Source organism: Nocardia brasiliensis IFM 10847, from assembly GCF_000710915.1.
Classification (GTDB): Bacteria; Actinomycetota; Actinomycetes; order Mycobacteriales; family Mycobacteriaceae; genus Nocardia; species Nocardia brasiliensis_A.
Window position 1 is genome coordinate 1 of the sequence record NZ_BAUA01000046.1, and the last position, 15,901, is coordinate 15,901.

Here is a 15,901-nt window from a genome sequence, read left to right on the forward strand (position 1 = left end):
CGCGCGCGGCGCAGATCGAGCACGCCCGCCACACCGCCGTCCAGGGACTGTGCTGCCATTTTCGCACGTAGTTCCCCGGGATCCACGCGTGCCGTAGTGTGCCCTGCCGCCTCGAAGCGTCGGTTGCGGCGCGATTGCGCGGCCACCGCGTTGACCGGAGGCTCGTCGTAGGCCATGCCGCCCGGGTGCGCCACGTGATAGGTGCAGCCACCGCGCGAGAGCCCGGTCTCGGCATCGATCAGGTCGAAGACCAGGGGCACGTCGACGGTGATCGACGGATGCAGCGAATTCGGCGGCTGCCACGCCCGATACCGCACCCCCGCCACCTGCACCCCGGCCTTGTCGGTGGCCAGCAGCGGGATCGGCATGCCGTTGCAGGTCACCACGAACCGTTCGCGATCCGCGCCGACCACCCGCACCTGCAACCGCTCCACCGACGAGTCGACGTAGCGCGCGGTACCCGCCGCGGTGGCCTGTTCGCCGAGGGTGTGCCACGGTTCGATGGCGCCGCGCAGTTCCAGTTCGACGTCGCCGAGCACGACCGTGCCGATGCGCGGAAAGCGGAACTCGGTGAACGGATCCAGCCAGCTGACGTCGAAATCGATACCGTGCGCTCGCAGGTCGGCGGCCACCTCCGCGATATCGGCGAGCACGAAATGCGGCAGCAGGTACCGGCCGTGCAGATTCGCGCCGTGCCGAATCAGCGGGGCGCGCAACGGTTGTGCCCAGAAGCGCGCGACCAGCCCGCGGACCAGCAGCGACTGCACCATCGCCATCTGGAAGTGCGGCGGCATCTCGAAACCGCGCAGTTCCACCAGACCCAGCCTCCCCCTGGCGGTTTCGGGACTGTAGAGCTTGTCGATGCAGAACTCGGCGCGATGGGTGTTGCCGGTGAGATCAGTGAGCAGGTGCCGCAGCGCGCGGTCGACGTGCCAAGGCGCGTGGAACCGGCCACCCGGTCGCGTGAGCCGGGCGATCTCGGCGAACGCGATCTCCAGTTCGTACAGCGCCTCCGCACGGCCTTCGTCCACCCGGGGCGCCTGCGAGGTCGGCCCCACGAAACGACCGGCGAACAGGTACGACAGCGCGGGATGGCGCTGCCAGTACGTGAGCATCGACACCAGCAGGTCCGGCCTGCGCAGCAGCGGCGAGCGAGCGGGCGTCGCGCCGCCCAGCGTGATGTGGTTGCCGCCGCCCGTGCCGCCGTGGGTGCCGTCGACCTCGAACGATTCGGTGCTCAACCGGGCCAGCCGGGCTTGCTCGTACAGCGTCGACAACAGGTCGGACTGCTCGGCGAAGGAGACCGTAGGCGGCACGTTCACTTCGATCACGCCCGGATCCGGGGTCACCGAGAGCGTGCGCAGCCTGGGATCGGCGGGTGGCGGGTAGCCCTCGAGCACCACCGGACGGTCGAGCGCGACCACGGCGGCTTCCACACGCCGGATCAGATCGAGGAAATCGTCGAGTTGTTCGGTGGGCGGCAGGAATACGTGCAGCCTTCCGTTGCGCACCTCGCCCACCAGGGCGGTGGTCGGTTCCCACGCGGCGGCCTGCACCACCGCGGGCGGCTCGGCGGGCGCCGGTGACCGCGGCCCGACGAACAGCGGGTCGGCATCGGGGCGCGGGCGCGGCGGATGCCAGGACACCGAGTCGAGCGGCAGGCGCAAACCCGCCGGAGAATCCCCGTCCGTCAACACGATTCGCCCCGCAGGCTGATCCGCGCACATCCCGCGGCGCAACCGCCAGTCGGCGCTCGCCCAGCCCGCGCCGTCGTCGCGGCGGTACAGCGACAGCACGTAGGCGGCCGGTTCGGTGACCGCGGCGTCGAGCCGCGCGAGCAACTCCGCCCGGGCCCGCACCGAGTCGTCGGCGGGAGCGATATCGTCCTGGGGTGCGACCGGAACACCGTGCGGCGCGCGGGCTTTCCCGGACAGTCGGAGCAGCGGATCCTCGTACGCGGGACGGACCTGGGTGTCCGGCAAGCCGAGACCGGCGGCGACGTGCGCGATCACCGCGCGTGCCGAATCGGGCCGCGCCGGACCATGCGCCCGCGGACGCATTCCCGCCTGCGCGTTGGCGGGCTGCACCGGCGACACCTGCGCTCCGGCAGCCTTTTCCCCTCCGGGCTCGACGGACTCGACTGACGTCGCAGACGTCACGGACGTCGCAGAGGCCACGGACGTCGCAGGCGTCGCGGAGGCCGCAGAGGCCACGGACGTCGCGGGCGTCGCGGAGGCCGCAGAGGCCACGGACGTCGCGGAGGCCGCGGGAGGCATAGGGGGTACGGGCGTCGCGGAGGCCGCGGGCGTCAAGGACGTCGCGGGGACCACGGACGTTGCGGGGACCACGGGGACCACGGGGACCACGGGGACGACGGGGACCACGGACGACAGTGCGGCATCGTCCACGCGGCGTTGTTCGCCCTCCGTTGAGTCGCTGCCGCCGTTCACCGAAACATTCGACAGCTCGGCATCATTCGCCAACGCGATGGCGCCCGTCCCGGAGGCCGAGGCACCGCCGGGGGCGGGCGCGTCCGGCTGTGGCCACGCGGTGCCGACCGGTGTCCACGGGTCGGCGAGCAGGTCCTGCCGCGTCCACAGCGGCGTCCCGTCTGCCTGCCAAGCCACCGCGATCTCCCAGCGCGGCAACGGTTCTCCCGGATACCACTTCCCCTGCCGGTACTGGGTCAAACCGGTCGGCGCGTAGATCCGCCGCAGTCGGTCGGCGAGGTCGACCGCACGTTCGCGCTTGTGCGCGCCGTCGGCCTCGGTGGTCCATTCGGGCGCGGTCTGGTCGTCGATGGAGACGAAGGTCGGTTCGCCGCCGACGGTCAAGCCCACCTCGGCGGCGGCCATCCGTGCGTCCAGCGCGGCACCCGATTGCTGGATCCGCTCCCACTGAGAGCTGGTGTAGGGCAAGGTGACCCGCGGATCCTCGTGGATACGCCGGACGGTGTTGCTGAAGTCCATGGTGGCGCCGGTGGGCCCGGTCGCGCCGGTGATCGGCGCGGCCGACATCGGGTGCGGCGTCGCCGCGAGCGGGATGTGGCCCTCACCGGCGAACAGGCCCGAGGTCGGATCGAGCCCGACCCAGCCCGCGCCGGGCAGGTACACCTCGGTCCAGGCGTGCAGATCGGTGAAGTCGGCCCGCGGGCCCGACGGGCCGTCCAACGACGGCATGTCCTGGGCCAGCTGCACCAGATAGCCGGACACGAACCGCGCCGCGAGCCCCAGCTCGCGCAGGATCGACACCAGCAGCCAGGCCGAATCACGACACGACCCGAGCGCGGCCCGCAGCGTCTGCTCGGGCGTCTGCACGCCCGGTTCCAGCCGGACGGTGTAGCCGACGTCGTGCCGCAAGGCCTGGTTGACCGAAACCAGGAAGTCGATGGTGCGCGGCTGCGCGGTGCTGGTGTGCGCGCGCACCCAGTCGCGGACCGGCGCACCTGGCCCCGACCCCGGCTCCGCCTCGTCCACCGGCCGCAGGTACGGCTCCAGATCCGCGATCAGGTCCGCGCCGTAGCGGAACGGGAAGTGCTCGGCGTAGTCCTCGATGAAGAAGTCGAACGGGTTGATCACCTCGAGGTCGGCGATCAGCCCGACGGTCACCGACAGTTCCCGCGCGGGCTCCGGAAAGACCAGCCGCGCAAGGAAATTGCCGAAGGCGTCCTGCTGCCAATTACAGAAATGCCCGGCCGGCGTCACCCGCATCGAGTAGGCTTCGATTTTGGTGCGGGAGTGCGGGGCCGGGCGCAGGCGCACCACATGCGGATGTACCTCGACCAGCCGGTCGAAGGTGTAGACGGTCCGGTGTTCGAGCGACACCTTGATGCCCATGCAGCAAGTTCACCACACCTGGCCGCGGCATGGACGTGGAGTTTCGGCGAGAGTCGCCGCACCGAGACCGCCGCGACACACGGCACCGACGTCCCCCGCCGCGCGGCTCGGGAGTGCTACACACGAGAAGACGGACCGATCTCAGCCCTTCGTCCCCGCTGCGAGGTAACCATGCGCGAGCTGGACTGTTCATGCTGCGAATCCGCGATCGACCACTGTCACGGCACCCTCGTCGTGCACTCGACCAGACGCACCGAATGCACCGAGGACGGCTGCGTCGATCTCGATTACGCCCGGCACACGTTCGTCGTCGACTGCGGCGACGTCGCGGGCGGCTGTCCCTGCGCGGAGCCCGACGTAGCCCGTCGCCGCGCCTGAGCAGACCCGTACCCTATTCGGGTGAGCTATGACCACGTGTTGTTGCCGTCCGGTGTCGCGTCATCGATCCCCGAGGTCGACGCTTACCTGAGCACCCAGCAGGGAGTGCAGGAGTCGGAGGTGGTCGCGCAGATCGCGACCGAGCTGAACAAACGCAACGACGAACTGCCCGCGGACGACAGCTTCCTCAGCAGTGCCCCGGTCGGCGGCGCCGCCACCGGCGCGGCTTTGCAGGTGTCGTGCCCCTACGACGCGATCGGCTTCGTGCGGCAGTTGATCTTCTCGGTCGCGACCCCGCTGGACTACGCGGTCTACGATCCGCAGCTGGCCTGGCTGATCGACCCGGCCGGGCACGTGCCGGCCACGGTCACCCACGGCGGCGCGGGCGAGTTCCCCTATTTGACGAAAACCCTGGCCGACCAATGGGTTTCCGAGCTGGCCCCGCCGAACCCCTACCTGGTGGTGGAGCGCGACGACCAGGTCTACATGCAGACCTACCGGGAGAAGACCGGTGCGTTCACCCTCGAATACCGGGACGGCTCGGCCGAGAAGCACTTCGGCACCACGGTGCTCGACGCCGCCACCGTCTCCGCGCTGATCTGGGACTGGGCCACCGACAATCGCGACCGCATGCAGACCCTGCCCTGGTCGCGCGTGGAGCTCTGACTACTGGTTCTGCACCGCGAGGCGGCCCGCCAGCGCAAGGAAGGAAGCACCGAACACGCGTCGCATCCAGGTGACCACCACCGGGCGGGTGATGACGTGGTTGCGCAGCGCGGCCGCGCAGACGCCGTAGATCGCGAACACGACGAACGTGGCCAGCATGAACACCGCGCTCAGTTCGAGCATGCGCGCCAGCGCGTTCGGTGAACCGTTGGGCACGAACTGCGGCAGGAACGCGAAGGCGAACAGGGTCAGCTTAGGGTTGAGCAGGTTGAGCAGCACCGCCGACACGATCACCTTGCGCGCCGACTGTCCCGTCTGCTCGGGCCCGTCCGGCACGGCGAGCGCGCCCTTGTCGCGGAACGTGCTCCACGCCATGTAGATCAGGTACGCGACACCGAAGTACTTCAAGGTCTGGAAGGCCATCGCGCTCGTGTTGAGCAGCGCGGCGAGTCCGGTGATCGCCGCGAGCAGGTGCGGGACGGTGCCGAGCGTGCAACCGAACGCCGCGACCAGGCTGGCCCGCGTGCCCCGGGAGAGCCCGGCCGCGAGGGTGTACAGCGCGCCGGTACCCGGGGTGACCACGATGACGAGCGTGGTCAGCAGGAATTCGATGCTCATTTCCGACACAGTAACCCGCGCCACAGCGAGCGCAACCCCCGGTGATTCGGGGCTGGACCCGCCGGTCACGGGCTGGATCGGCCGGCGGAAGACTAGAGCGCGCGGCGCCCCGACAGCGCGCGCCCCAGCGTCAGCTCGTCCGCGAATTCCAGGTCGCCGCCCATCGGCAGACCCGAGGCCAGCCTGGTCACGCTGAGCCCGGGGAAGTCGCGCAGCATGCGCACCAGGTAGGTGGCCGTCGCCTCGCCCTCGGTGTTCGGGTCGGTCGCGATGATCACCTCGCTGACGTCCACGCCGTCCTGCTGGTTTCCGATGCGCGCCAGCAGTTCCCGGATGCGCAGCTGGTCGGGCCCGATGCCGCTGAGCGGGTCGAGCGCACCGCCGAGCACGTGGTAACGCCCACGGAACTCCCGGGTGCGCTCGATGGCCTGCACGTCTTTCGGTTCCTCGACCACACAGATCATGGTGCGGTCCCGACGCGGGTCGGCGCAGATGCGGCACAGTTCGCCATCGGAGACGGTGCCGCAGGACACGCAGAACTGCACGCCGTCACGCACCTTCTGCAGGGCAGCCTGTAGCCGGTCGATCTCCGGCGGCTCCACCTGCAACAGATGAAAAGCGATGCGCTGCGCGCTCTTCGGACCGACGCCGGGCAGCTTGCCCAGCTCGTCGATCAGATCCTGAACCGGACCCTCGTACAACGGCTACGTCCTCTTCGCCTCTGCGGCGCTCGTCGTGGTGATCAGAAGTTCGGCAACCCGGGCATGCCGCCGCCCGAAAGCGGGCCGAGGCGCTCGGCCGCGAGCTGCTGGGCCGAGGCCATCGCGTTGTTCACCGCGCCGATCACCAAGTCCTGCAGCGTATCCACGTCCTCGGGATCCACCGCCTTCGGATCGATGGTGAGCGCGACGATCTCGCCGGTCGCCTTGACGGTCACCTTGACCAGCCCGTTGCCGGCCTGACCTTCGACTTCGGCCTCGGCGAGCTCGGCCTGGGCTTCCATCACTGCCTGCTGCATCTGCTGCGCCTGGGCGAGTAGCTGCTGCATGTCGAACTGACCACCGGGCTGCACGGCATGTCCTCTCTGAAGAAAGTGTCACTGATCAGCCTAGTGCCTGAGTGCGGGGCGGGCCGGAGCGCATGACAGGTAACAGGTTGGGTAGTTCCAGCTAAACCGGATCAAGATCGACCTAACATCGGAGGCAGGTCGGGAGACCGGTGCGGCAGTTCTGGAGAAAAGCTATGCACGCGATCCGAGCACGTTTCCTGAGCACGCTGGTGCTCTCGCTGGGGGTTCCCGGCATCTTCCTCGGCGTCGGCGGCCCGGTGGCCGCCGCCGATCCGGGTGTCACCGAGGCGGCCGCCGACTACGGCGGCGGCTGCGCCCTCTACCCGGACAACCGGGCCGCCACCATCGACGCCCTGCGTTTCCGCTGCGGACCCGAGCAGCAGGACGCGATCTTCCGGGACGCGCCGCGCGGGGCGGTGCCGACGGGCGTGAAAGACGGCTGGGTCACCAGACCGCCCTCGATCCAAGGCATTTCGTCCGCGTTCTGGATCGGCAAGATCTTCTACACCGGCCCGGACGGCGGCACCCTGACCAACCGCGTCACCGGCGCCGGCTACGAGGCCTGGCCCGCGTACGTGTACACCGCGCCCGCCCTGCTGGACGGCAACCCGGCCTGGGCACTGGACTACGCGCCCGCCCCGACCCCGCAGGTCTACGACGAGATCCGCGAGGTCACCCCCGGCGTGTGGTTCGGCTACTCCTGGTGGCGCGGCGGCGTGCAGACCACGATGCTGCTCACCTTCGTGCTGACCTGACCGATCCGGTACTGCTTGACTCTCCCCCCGCTGGAGGGTGTTCGCTGAAGGCATGACAGCGACCGTCGCCATCGGGGAGTTCGCCCGGCTGACGTACCTGACCGTGAAGACGCTCCGGTACTACCACGACATCGAACTGCTGGCGCCTGTCTCGATCGACACCGGCTCCGGGTACCGGCGCTATTCGATCGATCAGGTGCCTCAGGCGCACCTGATCCGCAGGCTGCGCCAGCTCGACATGCCGTTGCCCGAGATCAAGGCGGTGCTCGACGCGGCCGACGAGGACGCCCGCAACGCCGCGCTGCGCGCCCATCTCGAACGGATGGAAGCCGAACTGGCCCGGACCCGTGACGTGGTGGCGTCGCTGCGTTCGCTGCTGACCCCGCGCACACCGCTCGCGGTCGAATATCGCTCGGAACCCGCGTTCGCGGCACTGGCCGTCGCGGAGGTGGTCACCAGGACCGGCATCGGGCCGTGGTGCGAAGCATCGTTCACGCTGCTGCACCAGACACTCGGAGCGGCCGGGCTCGCGCCGGACGGTGTAGACGGAGCGACGTATTCGACGGAGTTCTTCGCCGACGACGTCGGCGAGGTGGTCGCCTTCGTTCCGATCCCCGCGGACGCCGAGATCGCACTGCCCGACCGGGTCTCGCGCATCGAGCTACCGGCGCGCCGGTTCGCCGTGGCCCGGCACGACGGACCGTTCGACGATTTCGACCGCACCTACGGCGCGCTGGGCAGCCATGTCGCCGAACACGACGAATCGCTCGACGAGCCGATCCGCGAGCGCTACCTGGTCTGCCCGGAGAGCACCGACGATCCCGACACCTATCGCACCGAAGTCTGCTGGCCGATCGGCCTGCTCTGAGAAAGTGGAGAAGCCCATGACACTGTCGCTCGCGAGCGTCACCATCGACTGCACCGACGCCGCGGCTCTCGCCGGATTCTGGTCCGAACTGCTGGCGGTCCCGGTCGACGACGAGGCCTCGGCCGAGTTCGCCACCGTCGGCCGCGCCGCGGGCCACGCGCCGATGCTGATGTTCCTGCGGGTCCCGGACAAGACGCCGGGCAAGAACGTGATCCACCTCGACCTGCTCGCCGAGGACTGGAAACAGCACGTCGAACGCGCGATCGGCCTCGGCGCCAAGCACATCGGCGACTTCGACGAGTACGGCCAGCAGTGGAGCACCCTGGCCGATCCGGAAGGCAACCTCTTCGACATCGGGGCCAAGTAGACCGAACAGACGACGGAGCCCGGCACCGCGAGGTGCCGGGCTCCGTTCGTCGGTGCCGGTGTGTGCGTCGGCGCCGGTGCGTCAGGCGAGTTCTTTCTGCAGGTTGCCGAGCACCTCGGCCTGGATCTTCTTCAGGCCCAGCGGCGCGAAGATCCCCTCGAAGATGCCCTTGACCCCGCCCGCCCCCTGCCAGGTGGTGCGCTGGGTGACCTGCGAGCCGGTGCCGTCCGGGGTCACCGTCCAGGTGGTGACCAGGGTGGAGTTCGAATCACGCTCGGTGACAATCGAATCGGACACCGTCACGACGGCGTGCACGTTGCGCGAACGCTTCTCGGTGGCCTGCAGCGTCCACTCGGCCACGGTGCCCGCGCCCTTGCCGCCTTCGACCACCTTGTAATCGCGGTAGTGCGCGGACAGAATGCGCGGCCGCACCGTCTCGTAGTCGGCGATGGCTTCGAGGGTGCGCTGCGGGTCCGCCGCAACGGCGATCGAACTGCTGGCGCTGACCTGTCCCACAATGAGCTCCTTGTCCGGGTACGGTAACTCGACCGGTGTACATCCTGCCCTGTAGCGGCCGCCACGCCGTATACCGGTGCAGCCGTGTGGCGAACTTCTCTACCCGGGCCGATATTCCGGTTCGCAACATATGCGTGACATTTCTCCCCGGACCCCGCCCTCGCGGTGGTCTGACAATGCGGTGCGTACTAGCGTCGAGGGGTGGCAGTGAGTCTGTTGGGCAAGGCCGGACGCGCGCCGGTCGCACGCGAATCCGGGTTTACCGCGCACCACGCTGGGGTCGAGCGACTCTTGGCGAGTTATCGCGCTATTCCCCGGAACGCAAATGTCCGTTTAGCGAAGAAAACCTCCAATCTCTTCCGAGCCAGAGCCAAGAACCCCGCGCCGGGACTCGACGTCTCCGGCCTCACCGGGGTCATCGCGGTCGACCCGGTCGCGAAGACCGCGGACGTGGCCGGCATGACCACCTACGAGGACCTGGTCGCGGCGACGCTGCCCTACGGCCTCGCGCCGTTCGTGGTGCCGCAACTCAAGACGATCACCCTGGGCGGCGCGGTAACCGGCCTCGGCATCGAGTCGACCTCGTTCCGCAACGGCCTGCCGCACGAGTCCGTGCTGGAGATGGACATCCTGACCGGCGCGGGCGAGATCATCACCGCCACGCCGGACAACGAGCACGCGGATCTGTTCCGCGGCTTCCCCAACTCCTACGGCACCCTGGGCTATTCGGTCCGGCTGAAGATCGAGCTGGAGACGGTGCAGCCCTTCGTGGCCATCCGGCACCTGCGCTTCCACGACCTGCGTGAGCTCGAGCGCACGCTCGCCGAGATCGTCATCGCGCGGTCCTACGACGGCGAGCGGGTGGACTACCTCGACGGCGTCGTCTTCACCGCAGACGAGAGCTATCTGACGCTGGGCCGGCAGACCGACGAGCCCGGCCCGGTCAGCGACTACACCGACATGGACATCTACTACCGGTCCATCCAGCACGACGACGCCGCCCCCAAGCGCGACCGGCTGACCATCCACGACTACCTGTGGCGCTGGGACACCGACTGGTTCTGGTGCTCGCGCGCCTTCGGCACGCAGAACCCGAAGATCCGCCGGTTCTGGCCGAAACGCTACCGGCGCAGCAGTTTCTACTGGAAGCTCATCGCGCTGGACCACAAGTTCGACATCGCCGACAAACTCGAGGCGCGCAAGGGCAACCCGCCGCGCGAACGGGTGGTCCAGGACATCGAGGTGCCGGTGGAACGCACCGCCGACTTCGTCGAATGGTTCCTGCGCGAGATCCCGATCGAGCCGATCTGGCTGTGCCCGCTGCGCCTGCGCGACACCGGCGACACCTCCGGCAGCACGGAACGCACCTGGCCGCTGTACCCGCTGGAGCCGAACCGGACCTACGTCAACGCCGGGTTCTGGTCGGCCGTGCCCACCGTCCCCGGCGAGCCGGAAGGAGCGGCCAACCGGGCGATCGAGCGCACCGTGACCGACTTCGACGGACATAAGTCGCTGTACTCGGATTCCTATTACGACAAAGATGAGTTCGCGGCGCTGTACGGCGGCAATACCTACACCGAACTGAAAAAACGCTACGACCCGGACCAGCGGCTGCTGGATTTGTATTCGAAGGCGGTGCAACGCAAATGACGACATTCAAGGACCGTTCTGACGTCTTAGCCGATCTCGGGACCAAACTCAGCATTGCCGAGATCTTCGAGACGCTGATCGAGGGCGAAGTCCCGATCCGGCTGACCGCCTACGACGGCAGCACGACCGGCCCGGCGGACTCGAAGTACCGACTCGACATCAAGACTCCGCGCGGCATCAACTACCTGGCGACCGCGCCCGGCGATCTCGGCATGGCGCGCGCCTACATCGCCGGCGACATGACCGCCGAGGGCGTGCACCCCGGCGACCCGTACGACATCTTGAAGGCGATGGACAGCCTGAAGTTCCGGCGTCCGTCCGCGCTGGCGCTGCTCGCCATCGCCCGCTCGCTCGGCTGGGAACGGCTCAAGCCGATCGCGCCGCCGCCACAGGAGACGCTGCCGCGCTGGCGCCGGATCGCACTGGAAGGCCTGCGGCACTCGAAGACTCGCGACGCCGAGGCCATCCACCACCACTACGACGTCTCGAACACCTTCTACGAGTACGTGCTCGGCCCCTCGATGACCTACACCTGTGCGTGTTACGAGAGCGAGGAGCAGACCCTCGAGCAGGCGCAGGAGAACAAGTATCGCCTGGTCTTCGACAAGCTGCGGCTGAAGGAAGGCGATCGGCTGCTCGACATCGGCTGCGGCTGGGGCGGCATGGTGCGCTACGCGGCCAAGCGCGGGGTCAAGGTGATCGGCGCGACGCTCTCGGCCGAGCAGGCCGAATGGGCTCAGGCCAAGATCGCCGAGCAGGGCCTGTCCGAGCTGGCCGAGGTGCGGCACTCCGACTACCGCGACATCCCGGAATCCGGCTTCGACGCCGTGTCCTCGATCGGCCTCACCGAGCACATCGGTGTGCACAACTACCCGTACTACTTCGAGTTCATCCAGAGCAAGCTGCGTGACGGCGGCCTGTTCCTGAACCACTGCATCACCCGCCCGGACAACACCAGGACCACCAAGGCGGGCGACTTCATCGACCGCTACGTGTTCCCCGACGGCGAACTGATCGGCTCCGGCCGGATCATCTCCGAGATCCAGAACGTCGGACTCGAAGTGCTGCACGAGGAGAACCTGCGCGAACACTACGCGCTCACCCTGCACGAATGGTGCAAGAACCTGGTGCAGAACTGGGATGCCTGCGTCGCCGAGGTCGGCGAGGGCACCGCCAAGGTGTGGGGCCTGTACATGGCCGGTTGCCGGCTCGGCTTCCAGCGCAACGTGGTTCAGCTGCACCAGGTCCTCGGCGTCAAGCTCCCGCCGGACGGCGCCTGGACCGTGCCGCTGCGCCCCTGGTGGACAGCTTGAGCGCGACGAAACTCCGCTGACGCGGGGATGAATTGCCCGCCCTAGTCCAGGAGTTCGTCCAGGAACCGGGCGGGCAGTTCTATGTCTCCGGTATGCGCTGCGGCGGAGGGCATTTCGGCGCGCAGCACGCGCAGGATGGACACCACGCCGGGCCCCGCGTCGAGCAGTGGCCTGGTCCAGCCGAGTTCGGCGCAGGTCGCGGCCGCGGGCAGGAGCAGGCCGGTGGCCTCGCCGACCCACCCGGAAGCGGCGAGACATTCGGCGAGCAACAGCGCCGCGTCCAATTCCGCACGCGGGCGGTGCTTGTCGACCATGCGGGCATGCAGGGCGCGTGATCGCCGCACCGCGCGATCGTCCGAGCCGAGGCTGCCTTCGGCCAGCAGCGTGCGGATGGCCGCGATCTCCTCGGCCTCGGCGGCGAGCACGGCGGCGCCGGTCATCCGGTGGCCTGGATGCAGTGCTCCCGCAGGTGCTTGCGCGGACTGGCCGTCGCGCTCCAGCTCGAGTCCGAGGCGCACCCGTTCGGCGCGGATATGCGCGCCGAGCCGGGTCAGCCGGTTGTCGGCGGCGATCCGCGCGCCCTCGTCGAGCCGGGCCGCGGCCGTGAACAGGTCGCCCAGTACCGCTTTCACCCGCGCGCCGACCACGAAGGTCGCGATGAGGAAGTCCACCGGGCCGACCCGGGCGACCAGCTGGTGGCTTTCGTCGAGCAGCTGGTCGGCCACGTCCAGATCGCCGCGGCGATAGTTCAATTCACCGAGCAGCGCTGCCGCGACCCGCACCGCGTGCGAGCGCGGGCCCGAGCGCGCCTTCGCGACCTCCCACGCTTCCTGGAAACACTGTGTCGCCGTGGCGATGTCGAGCTGCTCGTAGGCGGCCGCGCCGCGCCCGCACAGCCCGAACACCGCACCGAGCGGATCCTTGGACCGCGCATGATATTCCGCCGCCCAGTCCTGGATGGACCGCGCGCCGTCGAAGTCGAACTCGCACAACCGCACGAACGAGGTCAGATTCGCCGCGGTCGACACGGTCCAGGCGGGCAGATCCTGCGGGCTCTGCAGGCAGTCCGCGACCCGATCGAGCACGCCTTCGGTGCGGTCCCTGGCGATCTGATCGGCGGCGCCGAGCACGGCGGCCTGGCAGCGCTGCTGCTTGACGTCCTCGTCGGTGGCCGCGCCACGCGCGAGCAGATTCGACAATCGGCCCAGCGCCGTGCGCGCCGCACCGGACTGCTGCAGATTCACATTCGCCCGCGCCACCGCCATCAACAGCTTGGACCGCGAAGCCACCTGCTGCATCGGCAGTTTCGAGACCGTGCCGAGCAGCGTGGCCAGCCGAGACCGGTCGATGAGGTCCATGCCGCCGACCTCGAGCAGGTCCAGCGCCATCTTGAGGTCGGTGGCCGCCAGCGCGTGATCCACCGATTTGCGCAGCAGCTGGTGTTCGGCGTACCAGCGGGAAGCCTTGCGGTGCAGGGTTTTCGACTTCCCCGGCTGCGCGCGCTCCAAGCGGGCGCGCAGATGTTCGGCGAACAGCGGCTGCATCCGGAACCATTCCGGATCGTGCTCGATCCGGCGCAGGAACAGTTCCCGCTGCTCGGCCTGGATGAGCAGCTGTTCGGCGTCCTCGTCCTCCGACAGCGCCGAAGCCAGCGAACCGCACACCCGCTCGGTCACCGCGATCGACATCAGGAAGTCGAGCATCCTGGGTTCCAGTGTGTCCAGGACGTTTTCGGCGAGATACTCGCGAATGCCGTGATTACCCCCGGACAGTTGCGCGAGCAGCTGCACCGGATCGGTCTTGCCCCGCAGGGACAAGCTGACCAGCTGGATGGCGGCGGGCCAGCCGTCGGTGGTCCGATGGATCTCCGACACCTGGCTGTCGGTGAGCGCGAACCCGTGCCGCTGCACCAGGATCTCCCGAGTCTCCGCCGCGGTCAGGCGCAGTGCGGCGGAACCGATTTCGACCAATTCGTCGTGCACCCGCATCCGGCTGGTGGGTAAGCCGGACTGCTCCCGGCTGGTCACCACGAAGCGCAGATGGTGACAACCGTTGTCCAGCAACGCGTCCATCGCCCGGTGCGCGCCCGCGTCGGTGACCCGGTGCCAGTCGTCGACCACCACGACCAGGGTGCTGCCGCTCGCGTGGATCTCGTCGATCAGCGTGGAAATCACGAAAGCGGCTGCGTCGGCGGGCCTTTCCTCCAGCACCTGATCCAAGCCGGTGCCGATACCCGGGCGAACCCGGCGGATCGCCTGGATCAGATGGGCGAGAAACCAGATCTCGTTGTCGTCGCCGTGATCGACCCCGAGCCAGGCGACCGGGATACCGCGCTCGGTCAGGTCGGTACGCCACTGCGAAGCCACCGTGCTCTTGCCGAACCCGGCGGGTGCGTGGATCACGGCCAGCCTGCGCCTGCCGCCGGCCCGCAGCACGTCCAGCAGGCGCGACCGGGGCACCGGTTCCCGCGCCGGGGTCGGCGGCCGGAACTTCGTGGCGGCGGTGGGCGGAAGGGTCGGCGCCTGCCGTCCGCTTCCGGTGTGCTGAGAAGCCGCGGGCCGCAACGTCAACGGCCAACTGCGCCGGGCGGTCACCGCGGGCCGCGACGACGAGGTCTCCGCCGGACGATCGATCGGCTCGGGCGCGGCGACGGTTTCCAGCAACGCCATCTCGTCGGGCATGTGGTCGTGATCGCGCTGCACCGAACGCAACAGCTGGCCGAAGTCGTAGGCCGTCGTGGGGCGATCGGCGGGATCGGTCGCCATCGCGTGCTGGATCACCTCGGCCACGTCGGCGGGGATGTCGTGCTCGCGCAGATCGGGCACCGGCTGGGTGGTGATCCGCAGAAACTGCGCGACCACCTTCTCCCCCGCCTGCCGCTCGAACGCCGCATGGCCGGTGAGCAGTGCGAACAGCGTGGCCCCCAGGCCGTAGACGTCGGAGCGGATGGTCGGATCGTCGCCCTTGAGCACCTCCGGCGCGGTGAACGCGGGCGAGCCCGTGATCATGCTGCTGGAGGTCTGGAAACCGCCGGGGATGCGGGCGATCCCGAAATCGGTCAGTTGCGGTTCGCCGTAACCGCTGAGCAGCACGTTCGCCGGCTTCACGTCCCGGTGCAGGATCTGGGCCCGGTGCGCGCTCTCGATCGCGCCCGCGAGCTTCACCCCGGCCCGCAGCGAATCGGCCCAGGTGAGCGGGCCCTGATCGCGGATGACCTGCTCGAGCGAGCCGCGGGTGCAGTACGGCATCACGATGAACGGCAAACCGCTGGGCGTGACATCGACCTGCAAGATGTCGACGATGTTCGGGTGCCCGGACAACCGGCCCATGGCCTGTTCCTCGCGCAGGAAGCGCTCGCGGCTTTCCACCTCGATCTCCGAGGAGAGCACCTTCACCGCGACGACGCGCTCGAGCGTCCGCTGCACGCAGCGGTACACCACGCCGAATCCACCCCGGCCGATCTCCTTCGCCTCGGAGAGCCCCATCGTCTCCAGCTCGTCGGCGATGCCGAGCAGCGGGTGGCGCTGGGTGTCCGAGTCGGCAGGGGTCGAGTCGGGACCGACCTCTTCCGAACGCGTCCGTGGATTCATGTGACCACCTCGAACTCACATCGAATCGGCGTCACCGGCGACCAACTGGCGCGCCGACCGCGGACAGCACGAGAACCCTCGCGATGTCCGATATGTCTGCGCATACTCCAACGTAGCGCGGCCCGGCATCGGTCGGCAGAAGTTTCGAACCCGCATGATTTCCACCACCACCCTCCGGATAATTCTGCCCAGGTCAGTGCCACGCGGTGGGGACTCGCTTCCGATGCGCACAGAAACGAGAGCCGCTCCATTACATTCTGACCCCTGGCGTGGGG

General features: G+C 68.8%; 12 protein-coding genes and 2 pseudogenes. 7 read left to right on the forward strand and 7 right to left on the reverse strand.

Annotated elements, in window-relative coordinates; genetic code table 11:
- Positions 1 to 2,015, reverse strand: a pseudogene (locus tag NBRGI_RS50070) (transglutaminase family protein); the annotation flags it as partial.
- A 528-nt stretch (positions 2,016 to 2,543) separates the two neighbouring features.
- Positions 2,544 to 3,836 (reverse strand): annotated as a pseudogene (locus NBRGI_RS50075) (transglutaminase family protein); the annotation flags it as partial.
- A 171-nt stretch (positions 3,837 to 4,007) separates the two neighbouring features.
- Here NBRGI_RS50075 and NBRGI_RS09595 point away from each other — a divergent pair.
- Both NBRGI_RS09595 and NBRGI_RS09600 read left to right on the forward strand, forming a co-directional pair.
- The gene (locus NBRGI_RS09595; protein ID WP_029894658.1) at positions 4,008 to 4,214 is read left to right on the forward strand and encodes a hypothetical protein; all 207 of its coding nucleotides are present in this window, start codon (positions 4,008 to 4,010) and stop codon (positions 4,212 to 4,214) included.
- A 21-nt stretch (positions 4,215 to 4,235) separates the two neighbouring features.
- On the forward strand, positions 4,236 to 4,880 hold the full coding sequence (locus tag NBRGI_RS09600) for a hypothetical protein (protein ID WP_014981116.1): 645 nt from the start codon (positions 4,236 to 4,238) through the stop codon (positions 4,878 to 4,880).
- Here the strand turns inward: NBRGI_RS09600 and NBRGI_RS09605 are convergent, their stop codons facing one another.
- From NBRGI_RS09605 to NBRGI_RS09615, 3 genes are all read right to left on the reverse strand, one after another.
- Positions 4,881 to 5,498, reverse strand: coding sequence for a LysE family translocator (locus NBRGI_RS09605; protein WP_029894660.1), 618 nt, complete (start codon positions 5,496 to 5,498; stop codon positions 4,881 to 4,883).
- A gap of 92 nt (positions 5,499 to 5,590) precedes the next feature.
- On the reverse strand, positions 5,591 to 6,199 hold the full coding sequence (gene recR / locus NBRGI_RS09610; protein ID WP_014981114.1) for a recombination mediator RecR: 609 nt from the start codon (positions 6,197 to 6,199) through the stop codon (positions 5,591 to 5,593).
- Positions 6,200 to 6,240: 41 nt separating this feature from the next.
- The gene (locus NBRGI_RS09615; protein ID WP_081868726.1) at positions 6,241 to 6,570 is read right to left on the reverse strand and encodes a YbaB/EbfC family nucleoid-associated protein; all 330 of its coding nucleotides are present in this window, start codon (positions 6,568 to 6,570) and stop codon (positions 6,241 to 6,243) included.
- Between the two features lie 170 nt (positions 6,571 to 6,740).
- Here NBRGI_RS09615 and NBRGI_RS09620 point away from each other — a divergent pair, with 170 nt between their 5' ends.
- The 3 genes from NBRGI_RS09620 to NBRGI_RS09630 are packed head-to-tail and all read left to right on the forward strand — an operon-like array spanning position 6,741 to position 8,557.
- Complete coding sequence (locus NBRGI_RS09620) at positions 6,741 to 7,322, forward strand: hypothetical protein (RefSeq protein ID WP_029894665.1); 582 nt, start codon at positions 6,741 to 6,743, stop codon at positions 7,320 to 7,322.
- A gap of 52 nt (positions 7,323 to 7,374) precedes the next feature.
- Positions 7,375 to 8,190, forward strand: coding sequence for a MerR family transcriptional regulator (locus tag NBRGI_RS09625; RefSeq protein ID WP_029894667.1), 816 nt, complete (start codon positions 7,375 to 7,377; stop codon positions 8,188 to 8,190).
- A gap of 16 nt (positions 8,191 to 8,206) precedes the next feature.
- Entirely contained in the window at positions 8,207 to 8,557 is a 351-nt protein-coding gene (locus tag NBRGI_RS09630) for a VOC family protein (protein ID WP_029894669.1), read from the forward strand.
- A gap of 81 nt (positions 8,558 to 8,638) precedes the next feature.
- Here the strand turns inward: NBRGI_RS09630 and NBRGI_RS09635 are convergent, their stop codons facing one another.
- Positions 8,639 to 9,073, reverse strand: coding sequence for an SRPBCC family protein (locus tag NBRGI_RS09635; RefSeq protein ID WP_029894671.1), 435 nt, complete (start codon positions 9,071 to 9,073; stop codon positions 8,639 to 8,641).
- Between the two features lie 207 nt (positions 9,074 to 9,280).
- Between NBRGI_RS09635 and NBRGI_RS09640 the strand changes: the two genes are divergently transcribed.
- Positions 9,281 to 10,723 (forward strand): FAD-binding oxidoreductase, encoded by a 1,443-nt coding sequence (locus tag NBRGI_RS09640; protein ID WP_029894673.1) that lies wholly within the window; start codon positions 9,281 to 9,283, stop codon positions 10,721 to 10,723.
- The gene (locus tag NBRGI_RS09645; protein ID WP_029894676.1) at positions 10,720 to 12,036 is read left to right on the forward strand and encodes a class I SAM-dependent methyltransferase; all 1,317 of its coding nucleotides are present in this window, start codon (positions 10,720 to 10,722) and stop codon (positions 12,034 to 12,036) included. Before NBRGI_RS09640 ends, NBRGI_RS09645 begins: the two co-directional genes overlap by 4 nt.
- Before the next feature lie 41 nt (positions 12,037 to 12,077).
- Here NBRGI_RS09645 and NBRGI_RS09650 read toward each other — a convergent pair whose 3' ends face one another.
- A complete protein-coding gene (locus tag NBRGI_RS09650; RefSeq protein WP_029894678.1) occupies positions 12,078 to 15,626 on the reverse strand; it encodes a serine/threonine-protein kinase in 3,549 nt (1,182 codons plus the stop codon).
- Positions 15,627 to 15,901 lie beyond the last annotated feature (275 nt).

Coding starts and splice junctions, on each gene's coding strand:
- NBRGI_RS09645 (WP_029894676.1), top strand. CDS start 10,720: ATGACGACATTCAAGGACCGTTCTGACGTCTTAGCCGATCTCGGGACC.
- NBRGI_RS09595 (WP_029894658.1), top strand. CDS start 4,008: ATGCGCGAGCTGGACTGTTCATGCTGCGAATCCGCGATCGACCACTGT.
- NBRGI_RS09620 (WP_029894665.1), top strand. CDS start 6,741: ATGCACGCGATCCGAGCACGTTTCCTGAGCACGCTGGTGCTCTCGCTG.
- NBRGI_RS09630 (WP_029894669.1), top strand. CDS start 8,207: ATGACACTGTCGCTCGCGAGCGTCACCATCGACTGCACCGACGCCGCG.
- NBRGI_RS09650 (WP_029894678.1), bottom strand. CDS start 15,626: ATGAATCCACGGACGCGTTCGGAAGAGGTCGGTCCCGACTCGACCCCT.
- NBRGI_RS09605 (WP_029894660.1), bottom strand. CDS start 5,498: ATGAGCATCGAATTCCTGCTGACCACGCTCGTCATCGTGGTCACCCCG.
- NBRGI_RS09625 (WP_029894667.1), top strand. CDS start 7,375: ATGACAGCGACCGTCGCCATCGGGGAGTTCGCCCGGCTGACGTACCTG.